Origin of the sequence: Streptomyces sp. NPDC048718 (genome assembly GCF_043198875.1) — a bacterium.
Lineage (GTDB): Bacteria > Actinomycetota > Actinomycetes > Streptomycetales > Streptomycetaceae > Streptomyces.
Genome location: NZ_JBICVG010000003.1, coordinates 466,942 through 481,749 on the forward strand (window position 1 = coordinate 466,942; position 14,808 = coordinate 481,749).

11 protein-coding genes are annotated in these 14,808 nt (G+C 71.5%); 6 read left to right on the forward strand and 5 right to left on the reverse strand.

Annotation, left to right across the window (positions count from 1 at the left end; all coding sequences use genetic code 11):
• Positions 1-393 precede the first annotated feature (393 nt).
• Positions 394-3,534: an isoleucine--tRNA ligase gene (ileS, locus tag ACGFRB_RS07735; RefSeq protein WP_393240327.1), complete on the reverse strand. Its 3,141-nt coding sequence runs from the start codon at positions 3,532-3,534 to the stop codon at positions 394-396.
• 607 nt (positions 3,535-4,141) lie between these two features.
• On the opposite strand from ileS, the gene ACGFRB_RS07740 reads away from it, so the two are divergent.
• The 6 genes from ACGFRB_RS07740 to ACGFRB_RS07765 all read left to right on the forward strand — a co-directional run bounded on the left by ACGFRB_RS07740 (position 4,142) and on the right by ACGFRB_RS07765 (position 9,677).
• A complete protein-coding gene (locus ACGFRB_RS07740; RefSeq protein ID WP_393240330.1) occupies positions 4,142-4,951 on the forward strand; it encodes a TraR/DksA family transcriptional regulator in 810 nt (269 codons plus the stop codon).
• Positions 4,952-4,985: 34 nt separating this feature from the next.
• Complete coding sequence (gene lspA / locus ACGFRB_RS07745) at positions 4,986-5,558, forward strand: signal peptidase II (protein WP_363012495.1); 573 nt, start codon at positions 4,986-4,988, stop codon at positions 5,556-5,558.
• A 151-nt stretch (positions 5,559-5,709) separates the two neighbouring features.
• Positions 5,710-6,651, forward strand: a complete 942-nt coding sequence (locus tag ACGFRB_RS07750; protein ID WP_363012496.1) for an RluA family pseudouridine synthase — start codon at positions 5,710-5,712, stop codon at positions 6,649-6,651.
• Positions 6,652-6,737: 86 nt separating this feature from the next.
• Positions 6,738-7,187, forward strand: coding sequence for a GNAT family N-acetyltransferase (locus ACGFRB_RS07755; RefSeq protein WP_393240602.1), 450 nt, complete (start codon positions 6,738-6,740; stop codon positions 7,185-7,187).
• A gap of 180 nt (positions 7,188-7,367) precedes the next feature.
• Positions 7,368-8,954, forward strand: coding sequence for a Na+/H+ antiporter (locus tag ACGFRB_RS07760; protein WP_393240333.1), 1,587 nt, complete (start codon positions 7,368-7,370; stop codon positions 8,952-8,954).
• A 153-nt stretch (positions 8,955-9,107) separates the two neighbouring features.
• On the forward strand, positions 9,108-9,677 hold the full coding sequence (locus ACGFRB_RS07765) for a dienelactone hydrolase family protein (RefSeq protein WP_393240335.1): 570 nt from the start codon (positions 9,108-9,110) through the stop codon (positions 9,675-9,677).
• Positions 9,678-9,790: 113 nt separating this feature from the next.
• On the opposite strand, the gene ACGFRB_RS07770 is transcribed toward ACGFRB_RS07765, so the two are convergent.
• The 4 genes from ACGFRB_RS07770 to ACGFRB_RS07785 all read right to left on the reverse strand — a co-directional run bounded on the left by ACGFRB_RS07770 (position 9,791) and on the right by ACGFRB_RS07785 (position 14,650).
• Complete coding sequence (locus ACGFRB_RS07770) at positions 9,791-10,723, reverse strand: zinc metalloprotease (protein WP_393240336.1); 933 nt, start codon at positions 10,721-10,723, stop codon at positions 9,791-9,793.
• A gap of 347 nt (positions 10,724-11,070) precedes the next feature.
• A complete protein-coding gene (locus tag ACGFRB_RS07775) occupies positions 11,071-12,717 on the reverse strand; it encodes an alkaline phosphatase D family protein (RefSeq protein WP_393240339.1) in 1,647 nt (548 codons plus the stop codon).
• 308 nt (positions 12,718-13,025) lie between these two features.
• A complete protein-coding gene (locus tag ACGFRB_RS07780; RefSeq protein WP_393240341.1) occupies positions 13,026-13,841 on the reverse strand; it encodes a DsbA family protein in 816 nt (271 codons plus the stop codon).
• 80 nt (positions 13,842-13,921) lie between these two features.
• Positions 13,922-14,650 (reverse strand): hypothetical protein, encoded by a 729-nt coding sequence (locus ACGFRB_RS07785; RefSeq protein WP_393240344.1) that lies wholly within the window; start codon positions 14,648-14,650, stop codon positions 13,922-13,924.
• Positions 14,651-14,808: the final 158 nt, after the last annotated feature.

Genomic DNA, 14,808 nt, shown 5'->3' on the forward strand with positions numbered 1-14,808 from the left:
GGTGGGGGGGGGGTGGGGGGTGGGGGGGGGGGGGCCGGTCCGGGGGTCGCGTTCTGCACTGCATGATTTACGGCGCGGAGCCCTCACTTGTGCGTAAAGCGTTCTTTTTCCGCGCCACAAATCACGCTTTACGTTTCGAACGCGACCCCCTTCCCGTCCCCCGCTCCCGTCCGTCTCGTGGCGCACCGCCCCGCACCCCTCCCGCTTTGAGTGGGGGATGGGGGTGGGTGCCGCCAGTTGGGTGGGAGGGAGGTGGGTGGGGGTGGCTGTGGTGGGGTTCCTTGCTGGTTGTGTGTGGGGAGGGGATTTCTGTTTTTTTTGGGGTCCCGAGGTACGCGAAAGGCCCGGCCCCACCTTTGTCTTGTGGTGGGGGCGGGCCTTTCGTTTGTGGGGTTACGCCTTGCGGAGGCGGAACGTGAGGGACAGGCCCTCGTCCTCGAACGCGGTGCCGTACGTGTCGTCGGCCTCGCCCTCGGCGTGGTCCGTCGCGAGGACCTCGTCGGCGATGAGGCCGGCGTGGGCCGTCAGGGCCTCCGTGGTCTCCGGGGAGGCGGAGGTCCAGCGCAGGGCGATCCGGTCCGCGACGTCGAGGCCGCTGTTCTTGCGGGCCTCCTGGATCAGGCGGATCGCGTCACGGGCCAGGCCCGCCTTGCGCAGTTCCGGGGTGATCTCCAGGTCCAGGGCGACCGTGGCGCCCGAGTCGGAGGCGACCGACCAGCCCTCGCGCGGGGTCTCGGTGATGATGACCTCCTCGGGGGTGAGGAGGATCGTCTCGCCGCCCACCTCCAGCGGGGCCTCGCCGGAGCGCAGGGCCAGCGCCAGGGCCGCCGCGTCCGCCGCCGCGACCGCCTTGGCCACGTCCTGGACGCCCTTGCCGAAACGCTTGCCCAGCGCGCGGAAATTGGCCTTGGCGGTGGTGTCGACGAGCGAGCCGCCGACCTCGGAGAGGGAGGCCAGGGAGGAGACGTTCAGCTCCTCGGTGATCTGGGCCTGGAGCTCCGGGGTCAGGTCCGCGAAGCCGGTCGCCGCGACCAGGGCGCGGGACAGCGGCTGACGGGTCTTCACGCCCGACTCGGCGCGGGTGGCGCGGCCGAGTTCGACCAGGCGGCGGACCAGCAGCATCCGCTCCGACAGCACCGGGTCGATCAGGGCGGCGTCCGCCTCGGGCCACGAGGCCAGGTGGACGGACTCCGGGGCGTCCGGGGTCACCGGGACCACCAGGTCCTGCCACACGCGCTCGGTGATGAACGGGGTCAGCGGGGCCATCAGCCGCGTGACCGTCTCCACGACCTCGTGCAGGGTGCGCAGCGCGGCCTTGTCGCCCTGCCAGAAGCGGCGGCGGGAGCGGCGGACGTACCAGTTCGACAGGTCGTCGACGAACGCGGAGAGCAGCTTGCCGGTCCGCTGGGTGTCGTACGCCTCCATCGCCTCGGTGGCCTCGGCCACCAGCGTGTTCAGCTCGCCGAGCAGCCAGCGGTCGAGGACCGGGCGGTCGGCCGGGGCCGGGTCGGCCGCCGACGGGGCCCAGCCGGACGTACGGGCGTACAGCGCCTGGAAGGCGACCGTGTTCCAGTACGTCAGGAGGGTCTTGCGGACGACCTCCTGGATGGTGCCGTGGCCCACCCGGCGGGCCGCCCACGGCGAGCCGCCGGCCGCCATGAACCAGCGCACCGCGTCCGCGCCGTGCTGGTCCATCAGCGGGATCGGCTGGAGGATGTTGCCCAGGTGCTTGGACATCTTGCGGCCGTCCTCGGCGAGGATGTGGCCGAGGCAGACCACGTTCTCGTACGAGGACTTGTCGAAGACGAGCGTGCCGACCGCCATCAGCGTGTAGAACCAGCCGCGGGTCTGGTCGATCGCCTCGGAGATGAACTGCGCCGGGTAGCGGCGCTCGAACAGCTCCTTGTTCTGGTACGGGTAGCCGTGCTGCGCGAACGGCATGGAACCCGAGTCGTACCAGGCGTCGATGACCTCGGGCACACGCACCGCTTCGAGGGAGCAGCCCTCGGCCGGGCACGTGAAGGTGACGGCGTCGATGTACGGGCGGTGCGGGTCGAGTTCCGACTGGTCGGTGCCGGTCAGCTCGGTCAGCTCCGCGCGCGAGCCCACGCACGTGAGGTGGTCGTCGGCGCAGCGCCAGATGGGCAGCGGGGTGCCCCAGTAGCGGTTGCGGGACAGCGCCCAGTCGATGTTGTTGTTCAGCCAGTCGCCGAAGCGGCCGTGCTTGACCGAGTCCGGGAACCAGTTGGTCTTCTCGTTCTCTTCGAGAAGACGGTCCTTCACTGCGGTCGTACGGATGTACCAGGACGGCTGCGCGTAGTAGAGCAGGGCCGTGTGGCAGCGCCAGCAGTGCGGGTAGCTGTGCTCGTACGCGATGTGCTTGAAGAGCACCCCGCGCGCGTCCAGGTCGGCGGTCAGCGCCTCGTCGGCCTTCTTGAAGAAGACGCCGCCGACCAGCGGGATGTCCTCCTCGAAGGTGCCGTCAGGGCGGACCGGGTTGACGACCGGCAGGCCGTAGGCGCGGCAGACCTTGAGGTCGTCCTCGCCGAAGGCGGGGGACTGGTGGACCAGACCCGTACCGTCCTCGGTCGTCACGTACTCGGCGTTGACGACGTAGTGCGCCGGCTCGGTGAACTCGACGAACTCGAAGGGACGCTGGTAGGTCCAGCGCTCCATCTCGGCGCCGGTGAAGGACTCGCCGGTGGTCACCCAGCCCTCGCCGAGCGCCTTGTCGAGCAGCGGCTCGGCGACGACGACCCGCTCGTCGCCGTCGGTGGCGACCACGTACGTCACCTCGGGGTGGGCGGCGACGGCTGTGTTGGACACCAGGGTCCACGGGGTGGTCGTCCACACCAGGAGCGCGGCCTTGCCTGCGAGCGGGCCGGAGGTCAGCGGGAAGCGGACGTAGACGGACGGGTCGACGACCGTCTCGTAGCCCTGCGCCAGCTCGTGGTCGGACAGGCCGGTGCCGCAGCGCGGGCACCAGGGGGCGACACGGTGGTCCTGGACCAGCAGGCCCTTGTCGAAGATGGTCTTCAGCGACCACCAGACCGACTCGATGTACGAGGGGTCCATGGTGCGGTACGCGTCGTCCATGTCGACCCAGTAGCCCATACGGCTGGTCAGCTCGGCGAACGCGTCGGTGTGCCGGGTCACGGACTCGCGGCACTTGGCGTTGAACTCGGCGATGCCGTACGCCTCGATGTCCTTCTTGCCGGCGAAGCCCAGTTCCTTCTCGACCGCCAGCTCGACGGGCAGGCCGTGGCAGTCCCAGCCGGCCTTGCGGGCGACGTGGTAGCCGCGCATCGTGCGGAAGCGGGGGAAGACGTCCTTGAAGACGCGGGCCTCGATGTGGTGGGCGCCCGGCATGCCGTTCGCGGTCGGGGGGCCCTCGTAGAACACCCACTCGGGGCGTCCCTCGGACTGCTCCAGACTCTTGGCGAAGACCTTGTTGTCGCGCCAGAAGTCGAGCACGCCGTGCTCGAGCGCGGGCAGGTCTACCTGGGCGGGTACCTGGCGGTACTGCGAAGACATCGATCTTCCTCCGGCGGATGTGAGGTGCCACGTTTCCGTCCGGAGGGACGAGAGCCTCGGCTCCCGCGGTACCACCCTCCTTGGCCACGGACACGACCGCGTCCGAAGCCCCCTCATTGGGGTCGCGACACCGGGTCTAGTCGCCGTGGGTCCACCACGGCTTTCTTCCGGCAGCTCCGGGGTGATGCTTCACATCGGGCACGCCCCCGGGCTCGCACCGTCCCCGGGTCGCTCATGGCTGCGTACGACGCTACTCGTCCCCATCCAAGCCTTTCGCTGCGCCCAGTGTACGGGGCCGGGCGCGGGTCGGCCGACCCGATTTCCGCCGGGTGGCGGGCACGGGCGGGGCCCCGGGCGCGCCCCCGGCCGTGCCCGGTCCGGCGTGACCCGAATGGCGACACCGCCCCGGTCGGACTTCGGCGGCGGTCGTACGGGGGAGCGGCGGCGGGACGGCCCGCCGCGGCGGGCGCGGCCGGGCCCGGTCCGCGCGGGGGGCGCCGCCGGGGCACGGGAGGGGGCGGCGTGCCCCGTTGCCGAGTGTCCCGGGCCGATTTATCGTCCCAGCACGATGCGCGCGCGTGATCACGAAGTGTGAAGGGGCCGCGACATGGTGGCGAAGAAGACCGCCGCGGAGAAGACCGCGCCGCCGGCCGGGAAGGCGGCGGCGTCCGGGGCGGCGCCCGGGGAGACGGCCGGGGAAACGGCGGGGGAGACGGCCCGGAAGGCCGCCGGGAAGGTGGCGAAGAAGGCCGTGAAGAAGGCTGCGAAGAAGGCGGTCGGGAAGGTCGCCGGGACGGCTGACGGGAAGACCGTCGGGCAGGCCGACGGGAAAGCCGACGGGAAGGCGGCGCCCGCGAAGAAGGCGGCCGCCGCCTCCGTGAAGAAGGCCGCCGCGTCGAAGAAGGCCCCGGCCCCCCGGGCCGCGCGTGAGAAGACAGGAGCCAGGAAGGTGCCAGCTAAGAAGACCGCGGGGGTCGCGACGAAGATCGGGGCCGACGCCGCGGTGCCCCCCGCCCGGGCCGGTGAGCTCGCCGTACGCCCGGGTGAGGATCCGTGGACCCCCGGGGAGGTCGCGGAGGCCCGCAACGAGCTCCAGGCGGAGGTGCTGCGGCTGCGCAGCGAGCTGATCCACTCCAGGGAGGAGCTGACCGGCCTGATGCGCGACTCCGGCGAGGGCGCCGGCGACGACCAGGCCGACACGGGCAGCAAGAACATCACCCGTGAGCACGAACTCTCCCTGGCCGCCAACGCGCGCGAGATGCTGGAGCAGACCGAGCACGCCCTGGAACGGCTCGACACGGGGACCTACGGGCTCTGCGAGATCTGCGGCAAGCCCATCGGCAAGGCCAGGATGCAGGCGTTTCCACGGGCCACGCTGTGCGTCGAGGACAAGCAGAAACAGGAACGCCGCGGCTGACGCGCGCGCGGGGGCGTGTCGTACCCTCGTGCACATGGCAGAGGCGGAGGGCGTCATCGATACGCCCGAATCAGCAGGAGCCGACGAGTCGGCCGGTCCCGAGACCGAGGAGCGCCCCCGCGGGAAGCGGAAGCTCGCGGCGCTGCTGGTGGTGGCTGTGCTCGCCTACCTTCTCGACCTCGGCAGCAAGATGCTCGTGGTCGCGCGGCTGGAGGGGCACGAGCCGATCGACGTGATCGGCGATCTGCTGCGCCTCAACGCCATCCGCAACAAGGGCGCCGCCTTCGGCATGGGCGAGGCGTACACGGTCATCTTCACCCTGATCGCGGCCGTCGTGATCACGGTGATCATCCGGCTGTCGCGCAAGCTCTACAGCCTGCCCTGGGCCATCGCCCTCGGTCTGCTGCTCGGCGGCGCGCTCGGCAACCTGACCGACCGGATCTTCCGCTCGCCCGGCGTCTTCCGGGGCGCGGTCGTCGACTTCATCGCGCCCGCGCACTTCGCCGTCTTCAACCTCGCCGACTCGGCGATCGTCTGCGGCGGCATCCTGATCGTGCTGCTGTCGTTCCGGGGCCTGGACCCCGACGGAACCCTCCACAAGGACTGAGCAGGACCGAGAAGGGCTGGGCGGGACGGGCCGCACGGCGCCGTGGAGCGCCGTGCGGGACCGGTGAGGCACGGGCCGGGCGCCGGTGAGGCGTGGGGCCGAAAGGCCGGTGAGGTCCGAGTGCCTTCCGGCACAAGGCATACTCGACAGGGTGAGCACGAGTCCCGAGATCCGCACCCTGCCCGTACCCGACGGCCTGGAGGGCGAGCGCGTCGACGCCGCCATCGCCCGCATGTTCGGGTTCTCCCGTACGAAGGCGGCCGAGCTGGCCGCCGCCGGCAAGGTCCTCGTCGACGGATCCGTCGTCGGCAAGTCCGAGCGGGTCAGCGGGGGTGCGTGGCTGGAGGTCGAGATGCCCGGCGCGCCCGCCCCGGTGCAGATCGTGGCCGAGCCAGTCCCGGGCATGGAGATCGTCCACGACGACGACGACATCGTCGTGATCATGAAGCCGATCGGGGTCGCCGCCCACCCCAGCCCCGGCTGGACCGGCACCACCGTGATCGGCGGCCTCGCCGCCGCCGGTTACCGCATCTCCACCTCCGGCGCCGCCGAGCGCCAGGGCATCGTGCACCGTCTCGACGTCGGCACCTCCGGTCTGATGGTGGTGGCGAAGTCGGAGTACGCGTACACCTCGCTGAAGCGCCAGTTCAAGGAGCGCGTGGTCGACAAGCGCTACCACGCCCTCGTCCAGGGACACCCGGACCCGCTGAGCGGCACCATCGACGCGCCCATCGGCCGGCACCCGAACCACGACTACAAGTGGGCCGTGACCGCCGACGGCAAGGCCTCCGTGACCCACTACGACCTCATCGAGGCGTACCGGGCGGCCTCGCTGCTCGACATCAAGCTGGAGACGGGCCGCACCCACCAGATCCGGGTGCACATGTCCGCCCACCGCCACCCCTGCGTCGGTGACGTCACCTACGGGGCCGACCCGACCATGGCCAAGCGCCTCGGTCTGACCCGGCAGTGGCTGCACGCCGTCCGGCTCGGCTTCGAGCACCCCGGCGACGGCCGCTGGGTCGAGTTCGAGAGCACCTACCCGGCCGACCTCCAGACCGCCCTCGACCGGATCGCGTCGGAGAGCCGGTGACCCTCGCCGCGGAGCCGGCGGGAGCCGCGGAAGTCGCGGGCCCGGCGGGCTCGGCGGATTCCGTACGGTCTCCTCTCGCGTACGCGGTGCGCGAGGTCGGTGGGCCCGCCGACCTGGAGGCCTGTTTCGCGGTGCGCCGCGAGGTCTTCGTCGAGGAGCAGGGCGTACCGGCGGACGAGGAGTTCGACGCGTACGACGAGACCGCCGCGCATCTGCTCGCGGTCCGCGCCGACGGCGTGCCGCTCGGCACCGGACGGCTGCTGTACGGGGCGGACGCCACCGCCAAGACCGGCGCCGACGCCTCCGTGGGCTCCCTCGGCCGGCTCGCCGTGTCCCGCGCCGCGCGCGGTCTCGGGGTCGGTGCCGCGCTGGTGCGGGCGATCGAGGAGACGGCCCGGGCGCGTGGCCTCGCCGCCGTCGACCTGCACGCGCAGACCCGGGCCCTCGGCTTCTACGAGCGGCTCGGCTATGTCGTGTACGGCCCGGAGTTTCCCGACGCGGGCATTCCGCACCGGGCGGTGCGCCGCGCGCTCTGAGCGGCGCGAAGAGGATTCCTGAACGGGCGAGGGGCCCGCCGATCATCTGATGATCGGCGGGCCCCTCGCCCTTTTCGGTGCCGCTCCTTGCGCGCGCGTGTGTGAGTAGCATCGCGGCTCACGGACGGCCTGTCGGGGGCATTCGCCGCCAATCCGGACGTACGTGACAGGGTAGGGGTCGTGGATCAATTGGCCCTGCTGTTCCTGCTCCTGCTCGGCGCCGTGCTCACCGTTCCGCTCGGAAGCCGGCTCGGGCTGCCCGCGCCCGTTCTGATGACCCTCATCGGGGTCGTGCTGGCCTTCCTCCCCTTCGTCCCCAACGTCGACATCCCACCCGAGTTCATCCTGCCGCTGGTGCTGCCACCCCTGCTCTACGCGGCGGTGCAGCGCACCTCCTGGCGGCAGTTCGCGGCCAACCGGCGGCCGATCTTCCTGCTCGCGGTGGCCCTGGTGTTCGTGACCACGGCCGCCGTCGGCGCCGTCGCGGACGCGCTGGTGCCGGGCATTCCGCTGGCCGCCGCGCTCGCCCTCGGCGCCCTGGTCGCGCCGCCCGACCCGGTCGCGGCCACCGCCGTGGCCGGGTCGCTCGGTCTGCCCCGGCGCCTGGTGTCGATCCTGGAGGGCGAGGGCCTGTTCAACGACGTCACCGCGATCGTGCTCTACCACGTGGCGATCACGGCCGTCGTCAGCGGGCACTTCTCCTGGTCGCACGCGCTGGGCGAACTGGTCCTGTCGGCGGTCGTCGCGGTCGTGGTCGGTGTCGCCCTCGGCTGGATCACCAACAAACTGATCGTCATCCTGGGCGATCCGACCCTGCAGACCGGTCTCACCCTCCTCGTGCCCTTCGTCTCCTACGTCATCGCGGAGGAGCTGCACGGCTCGGGCGTGCTCGGCGTGCTGGTCACCGCGCTGTTCCTGGCGGAGCACGCGAGCGACGCCGACGACGTGATGGGGCGGCTCGCCGGACAGACCTTCTGGGAGGTCGTCGACACCCTCGTCACCGGTATCGCGTTCGGTCTGATCGGCCTGGAACTGGTGCATGTCTTCGGTGTCGCGGAGGGGCACGGCTGGCAGATGGTCGGCTGGGGTACGGCCGTCGTCGGTGTGGTCGTCGGGGTCCGGCTGCTCTGGCTGCTGCCGGCGTCCTGGCTGGCGAAACGGCTGCACACCCGGCGGGACTACGCCGAGGAGATCCCGATGAGCTGGCGGGAGAGCGTCGTCATGTGGTGGGCCGGGATGCGCGGGGTGGCCTCGGTCGCGCTGGCGCTCGCCATCCCGTTGGAGACGAGCGACGGTTCGCCCTTCCCCGGCCGTGACGTGCTGATCTTCATCGCGTTCTGTGTGATCCTCACGACCCTGGTGCTCCAGGGGCTCACCCTGCCCTGGCTGGTGCGCAAGCTCGGGGTGAAGGCGGACGCGGAGGCCGAGCGGGTCTACGAGCGGGACCTGGCGATCCGGGCCGCCAAGGCCGCGCGGCTGCGGCTGAAGGAGGTCGAGGAGGTGGAGGAGCTGCCCGAGGACCTGGCCGAGCGGTTGCAGCGCGCCGCCTTCGACATCGGCGCCCGGATCAGCGCGGACATGGTGGACGACGAGCGGCGGGCCGCGTTCACCCAGCGGGTGCAGCGGATGGCCACCCTCCAGCGGGTTCAGCGGGAGATGATGTCGGCCGCCCGGCACGAGGTCCTGGCGGCGCGCAGCGAGCCGGGGGCCGACCCCGAGGTGGTGGACCGGGTGCTGCGCCAGCTGGACGTGCGCAGTATGCGCTGACGGACGCGGCGGCCTGGCCGCCGGACGCGACGGGAGTGCGGGACGGGCGGGCGGGGGAGCGTACGGCATATGCCGGTCCCCTCTCGCGCGCGGTAGGCATATGCCGCACCGCGGCGGCGGGCGCGGCCGGGACCGGATGGCAGGATGGGACGTATGGACATCATGCTCTTCCACTCCACCTACGGTCTGACGCCTTCCGTGACCGCCGCGGCCGAGCGGCTGCGGGCCGCCGGGCACCGGGTCTGGACGCCGGACCTCTTCGACGGCCGGACGGCCGCCACGGTGGAGGAAGGCATGGCGCTGCGCGACGCCCTCGGCAAGGAGGAGCTGCTGAAGCGGGCGGTGCTCGCGGCGGCCCCGTACTCGGATCAGGGCCTGGTCTACATGGGCCTGTCCTTCGGGGCCTCGGTGGCGCAGACGCTGGCGCTGGGCGACGAGAAGGCGCGCGGACTGCTGCTGTTCCACGGCACCTCGGACATCGCCGAGTCGGCGGCCGTGGACGAGCTCCCGGTCCAGCTGCACGTGGCCGAGCCCGACCCGTTCGAGACGGACGACTGGCTGTCGTCCTGGTATCTGCGGATGGGCCAGGTGGGCGCGGACGTGGAGGTCTACCGCTACCGGGGTGCCGGGCACCTGTACACCGACCCGGAGCTGCCGGACTACGACGCGGAGGCGGCGGAGCGCACCTGGGCGGTGGCCCTGGCCTTCCTCGACAGCCTCTAGGAAATCGGCGAGATCGTCCGAAGACGCGAGAAGCACGCGAGAAGCACGCGAGGGCCGACGGCCCCGGGGAGTCACCCGGAGCCGCCGGCCCTTCGTGTGAAGGCGGTGGAGCGTCAGCCGCGGTAGGCGGTCCAGGAGCTGCTCATGCGGGCCACCTGGCCGGCGGTGAACTGGTACATGCAGGAGTCGTACGTGTAGTCCATGAAGTTGTGGATCGGGTCCACACCGGTCGCGGTGCAGGTGTCACGGCCGGTCGGGCACTCGTACGCGGGGCTGGCCTCGGCCGGGGTGTCGCTGACGGAGTCGCCGCTGCCGGAGCAGCCGCCCTGGAAGGTGTGGTAGAGGCCCATCCAGTGGCCGACCTCGTGGGTGGCGGTGTCGCCCTGGTTGTAGTTGGTGGCCGAGCCGCCCGGCAGCGACGAGTTGAGGATGACGACGCCGTCCATCTTCGGGCTCGACTTGTACGAGGACGGGAAGGTGGCCCAGCCGAGCAGACCGCCGCTGAGGTTGGCGGTGTAGATGTTCAGGGCGTTGGAGCCGCCCTTGCGCAGGGCGTTCTTCATGTTCGTCTCGGCGGCGGTGCCGTCGCTGACGTTGTACCAGGTGGCGTTGTCCGTGTAGTCGGTGCCGGCCAGGGTGAACTGGAAGCCCGAGTTGGTGTTGCCGGTGCCCTGGCCCGCGTAGGCGGCGTTGAGGACGGCCATCTGGTTGTTGATGGCGGTGGCGCTCAGCTTGCCCGTCGTACCGCTGTGGATGACGTGGAAGTAGACCGGGATGCTGACCGCGGTGGCACCGGCGGCGGCGGTCGAACGGCCGGCGGCGCGGGCCGCGGAGACCTTCTTCGCCAGGTCGGCGTCCATGGCCTTGGCCTGGGCGGCGGTCAGCTCGTTGGGGTCGGCCTTGGTGGTGCTGCCCTTGGCCTTGCGGGCGCCGGAGAGCGCGGCGCCGCCGTCGGCGCACTTCTCGGCCGAGGCGAGGGTCTTGCCGGCGGAGGCCGGGGCGGCCACCGGGGCCGACAGCGGGGCCAGGGCCAGGGTTCCGGCCATCACGGCGGTGCCGAGCAGGCGACGAGACGTACGCGGCGATATACGGGCAAGAGCGGGCACGGATGACTCCTTGGGGGGTTGTGGGAGGTAGTTCCTCGCCACCGACTGCCGGGAGATTACGCGTTCATGTCAGGTCAAGTTCAGGAGTGATCAAGCCCAATCACCTGGCGGGCAAAGCGGGTCATTGGTGAGAAAAACTCGCGAGGGCTTTGGAGTTTGAAACAAGACCGTCACAGAAGAGGCGGCGAAGGCGGGTGGTGTGTCCGGATTCGATGCCCCGAACTCGCCACCCGCCGTAGCCATGTGATCTCCCGTTAACAGAAGGGATCATGGCTGAAAAGCGTCTGTCAACGTACTGGCTGGTACACCCGCTCGACATGCTGCGTTCCGCTGAGCGTGCGGTACGAACGCGCCCAGGCCGCCGTCGCGTTGCGATCGGCCCGGTCCGAGACCGTGTAGTAGTCCATCTGCGAGCGCTCGGACGTCACGTCGAGCACGCCGTAGCCGTGGTGGTCCAGGTCCACCCACTCCACATGCCGGTTGGCGGCCTTGAGGGCGGCCGCCGCGGCGACCGAGACGGTGCCCGCCGGCACGTGCAGGATGTCGTCCAGGTTGTCGGAGGTCACCGACGTCACCACGAACTCCGTGGCCGCCGACGCCGACAGCGGGTACGTCGCCGCCTTCACCGGCACGTCGTTGGCCCACGCCATGTGGATGTCGCCGGTCAGGAAGACGGTGTTGCGGATGCCCCGGTCCGTCAGGTGCGCCAGCAGCTCCTTGCGGTCGTCGGTATAGCCGTCCCACTGGTCGACGTTGAGGGCGATGCCGCCCTTGGGCAGCCCCAGCAGCTCCGCGATCGGTGCGAGGAGCTCGGCCGGCAGCGAGCCGAAGGCCACCGGCGAGATCATCACCGAGGTGCCCACCAGCTGCCAGGTCGCCGTCGAGGACGCGAGCCCGGACTTCAGCCAGTCCAGCTGCGCCCGCCCGGTGATGGTGCGGTTCGGGTCGTCCACCGCGCCGTCGGCGATCTTCGCCTGCTGCGAGCGGAACGAGCGCAGGTCCAGCAGATGCAGATCGGCCAGCTTGCCGAAGCGCAGCCGGCGGTAGACCGTGCCCTCGGTGGAGGTGCGCACCGGCATCCACTCGAAGTACGCGCGCTTGGCCGCCGCGACCCGGTCCGCCCAGTCGCCCTCGGTGCCCGGCGTGTGGTTCTCCGCGCCGCCCGACCAGGCGTCGTTGGCGAACTCGTGGTCGTCCCAGATCGCCACGATCGGGTGCGCCGCGTGCAGCGCCTGGAGGTCGGCGTCCGTCTTGTACGTGGCGTGCCGGATCCGGTAGTCGGCCAGCGAGACGATCTCGTGCGCCGGCTGGTGCCGGCGCACCGTGTACTTCGCGGCCGGGTAGGACCCGGTCGCGTACTCGTAGATGTAGTCGCCGAGATGCAGGATCGCGTCGAGGTCGGGCCGGGCCGCCAGGTGGCGGTACGGGGAGAAGTACCCGGCCTCCCAGTTGGCGCACGAGACCACGCCGAAGCGGATCCCGGCGGCCGCGTCGGCGGCGGGCGCGGTGCGGGTGCGGCCCACCGGGGAGACGGTCGCCTCGGCGGTGAAGCGGTACCAGTAGACGGTGGCCGCCCGCAGACCGCGGACGTCGGCCTTCACGGTGTGGTCGCAGGCGGCGGTCGCGACGGTGGTGCCGCGGGCCACGACCCGGGTGAAGGCCTGGTCCTCGGCCAGCTCCCAGCCGACCTGGAGGTCGGGGCCGAGGCCGGAGCCGGGCAGGGCGTCGGGGGTGGGGGTGACGCGCGTCCAGAGCAGGATGCCGTCGGGCAGCGGGTCGCCGGAGGCGACGCCGTGACGGAACGCGGGGGCCCCGGAGGCCGCGAGTACGGGCGAGGTGGCCCCGACCAGCGCCGGTGTGGCGACGGCGGTCACGGCGGCGGCCTTCACCACGGTGCGGCGGGTGGGGGCGGATATGTGGTTATGACTGGTCACGGCGCGTCAGATTACCGACAGGTAAGGCCCGGGGGCAGAGGGCGAGAGGAAGTTCGCCGACTCTTCGACGGGCGTTCTTCGGACCGGAACCCGATCGAGGCCGCGGACCGGAACGGACCCGGGGACGGCCCCCGCGCAGGAGCCGCCGGACATCCCCCGGACAAGCGGAATCCCCGCCCCGCCGCCGCCCGGAATCGCCCCTGCGCCGGCCCCGCCCGGCACGCCTTCCGGCCCCGCACCCCGCGCGTGAGCGGGGTGCGGGGCCGGAGGACGGAAAAGAAGAGGAGGGGAGGGAAAGGGGGGAAGGGTCAGGCCTTCAGCGCCTTGGAGATGGCCGCGTCGAACTGCGCGACCGTCATGGGCGCGTTCTCGCTGCCCTCGGCGGTCACCGGCTTGCCGTCCATCTTCAGCGTCGGCGTGCCCCGGACCCCGCTCTTGTCGAAGGTCTTCGACATCTTCATCGCCCACGCGTCGAAGGTGCCGCTCTCCACGTTCTCGCGGAACTTCGCGTTGCCCTTCAGCGCCGGAACGGTGTCCGCCACCTCCAGGAGGTAGGAGTCCTTCGAGAACTTGTCGTCGGTCTCCTCCGGGTGGAACTGCTGCGAGTAGAGCGCGTTCTTGTACGCGAGGAACGCCTCGGGGCTCACGTCGAGCGCCGCGCCGAGGGCCGACAGCGCGTTCTTCGACCCCGTGCCCTGGTCGGAGTTGTCGATGAAGGTGGCGCCGACGTAGCGCAGCTTGTACGTGCCGGCCTCGACGTCCTTGTCGACCTTGGCGCCCACGTTCTGCTCGAAGGTCGCGCACACCGGGCAGCGCGAGTCCTCGTAGATCTCCAGGGTCTTCTTCGCCTCGGCCTTGCCGATGACGACCGTGGTGCCGTTCTCGCCCTCGGTGTGCTTCGGGGCCGTGACGTTCTTCGCGTCCGCCGCCGCCACCCACTCGGACGGCTTGTTGGCCTGGACGACGGCGTAACCTATGCCGCCCGCGACGGCGAGCACGGCGACGGCCGACGCGGCGACGATCACCTGACGGCGGGCCTTGTCCTTCTTGGCCTGCATCTCGCGCTCGGCGCGCAGCCGCTCGCGGGCGGCTGCCTTGTTGGCCTGGTTGTTGCGGTTGCTCATGAGGAATCACTCCGTGACACGGGAAAAGGGGCGGTTGCCTGTTCCGAGGCCCGGTCCGACCCTGATCCGCCGGACGGCCTCTAAGCGAAGACGAGCACGGGCGCGCCGGCCGGAGCCGTACGCCTCGGGCTCGCCGCGCTCGGCGGCCCGCGCCGTCCCACGCACGTCACGAGCGGCCAGATCCGCGAACGGCGCGGCCGGTCCGCGGGGCGCCCGGCGCGGCGCGGGGCCGACCCGGCGGCGCGGTGGAGCGCGGTGATCAGCAGCAGCGGCCGGAAGGCCAGGGCCACGGCCGCGCGCAGCAGCCGGCCGAGCGCCCGCTCGCCGCCGCGCAGCCAGCCGGCCGCCGTCAGTCCGACCGCCACATGGGCGGCGAGCAGCAGCCAGGGCACCGAGGGGTCGGGCGAGGACAGCAGGGCCGCCGCGGCGTCGGTCCCGGAGGCGGTCACACCGGGCAGCGGCGTACCGACGGCTCCGCCGCACAGCGTGTCCATGGCAAAACCGACCGACCGCAGCGATCCGGAGACCGGCCCGCCCGCGGGGCCGTAACAGGCCACCTGTCCGCTGGTGAACAGGGTGTCCGCGGCCAGCTCCAGCGGGACCAGCAGCCCCGCGATCGGCCCGAAGCCGCGCTCGCGGCCGGCCAGCGCGAACGCGGTGGCGAAGACGGCCACCGCGACCGGGACGACCGTCCCGAGCGGCAGGGGCACTCCCGACAGCAGGACATGCGAGGCCACGGACAGCGCCACGGCCACTGCCGTGAAGAACGCCGCCCGGAGAGCTCTCAGCGGGATGCCTGCCATGTCCATCGCCGGGAAGTGTGCCACGACAGGCCATAAGAGGTCTCTAAAAGAGGGCTGTGAGCCGTGCCCGCCCGGACCCGGAGGACCTTCGGCCCGGGGCCTTCGACCCTCGTACGGCTCCCGCCGGGCCGGGGAAGAGGCCGGTCTCGGGGGAGGGACCGGGG

Coding starts and splice junctions, on each gene's coding strand:
- ACGFRB_RS07785 (WP_393240344.1), bottom strand. CDS start 14,650: ATGGACATGGCAGGCATCCCGCTGAGAGCTCTCCGGGCGGCGTTCTTC.
- ileS (WP_393240327.1), bottom strand. CDS start 3,534: ATGTCTTCGCAGTACCGCCAGGTACCCGCCCAGGTAGACCTGCCCGCG.
- lspA (WP_363012495.1), top strand. CDS start 4,986: ATGGCAGAGGCGGAGGGCGTCATCGATACGCCCGAATCAGCAGGAGCC.
- ACGFRB_RS07780 (WP_393240341.1), bottom strand. CDS start 13,841: ATGAGCAACCGCAACAACCAGGCCAACAAGGCAGCCGCCCGCGAGCGG.
- ACGFRB_RS07740 (WP_393240330.1), top strand. CDS start 4,142: ATGGTGGCGAAGAAGACCGCCGCGGAGAAGACCGCGCCGCCGGCCGGG.
- ACGFRB_RS07770 (WP_393240336.1), bottom strand. CDS start 10,723: ATGGCCGGAACCCTGGCCCTGGCCCCGCTGTCGGCCCCGGTGGCCGCC.
- ACGFRB_RS07765 (WP_393240335.1), top strand. CDS start 9,108: ATGGACATCATGCTCTTCCACTCCACCTACGGTCTGACGCCTTCCGTG.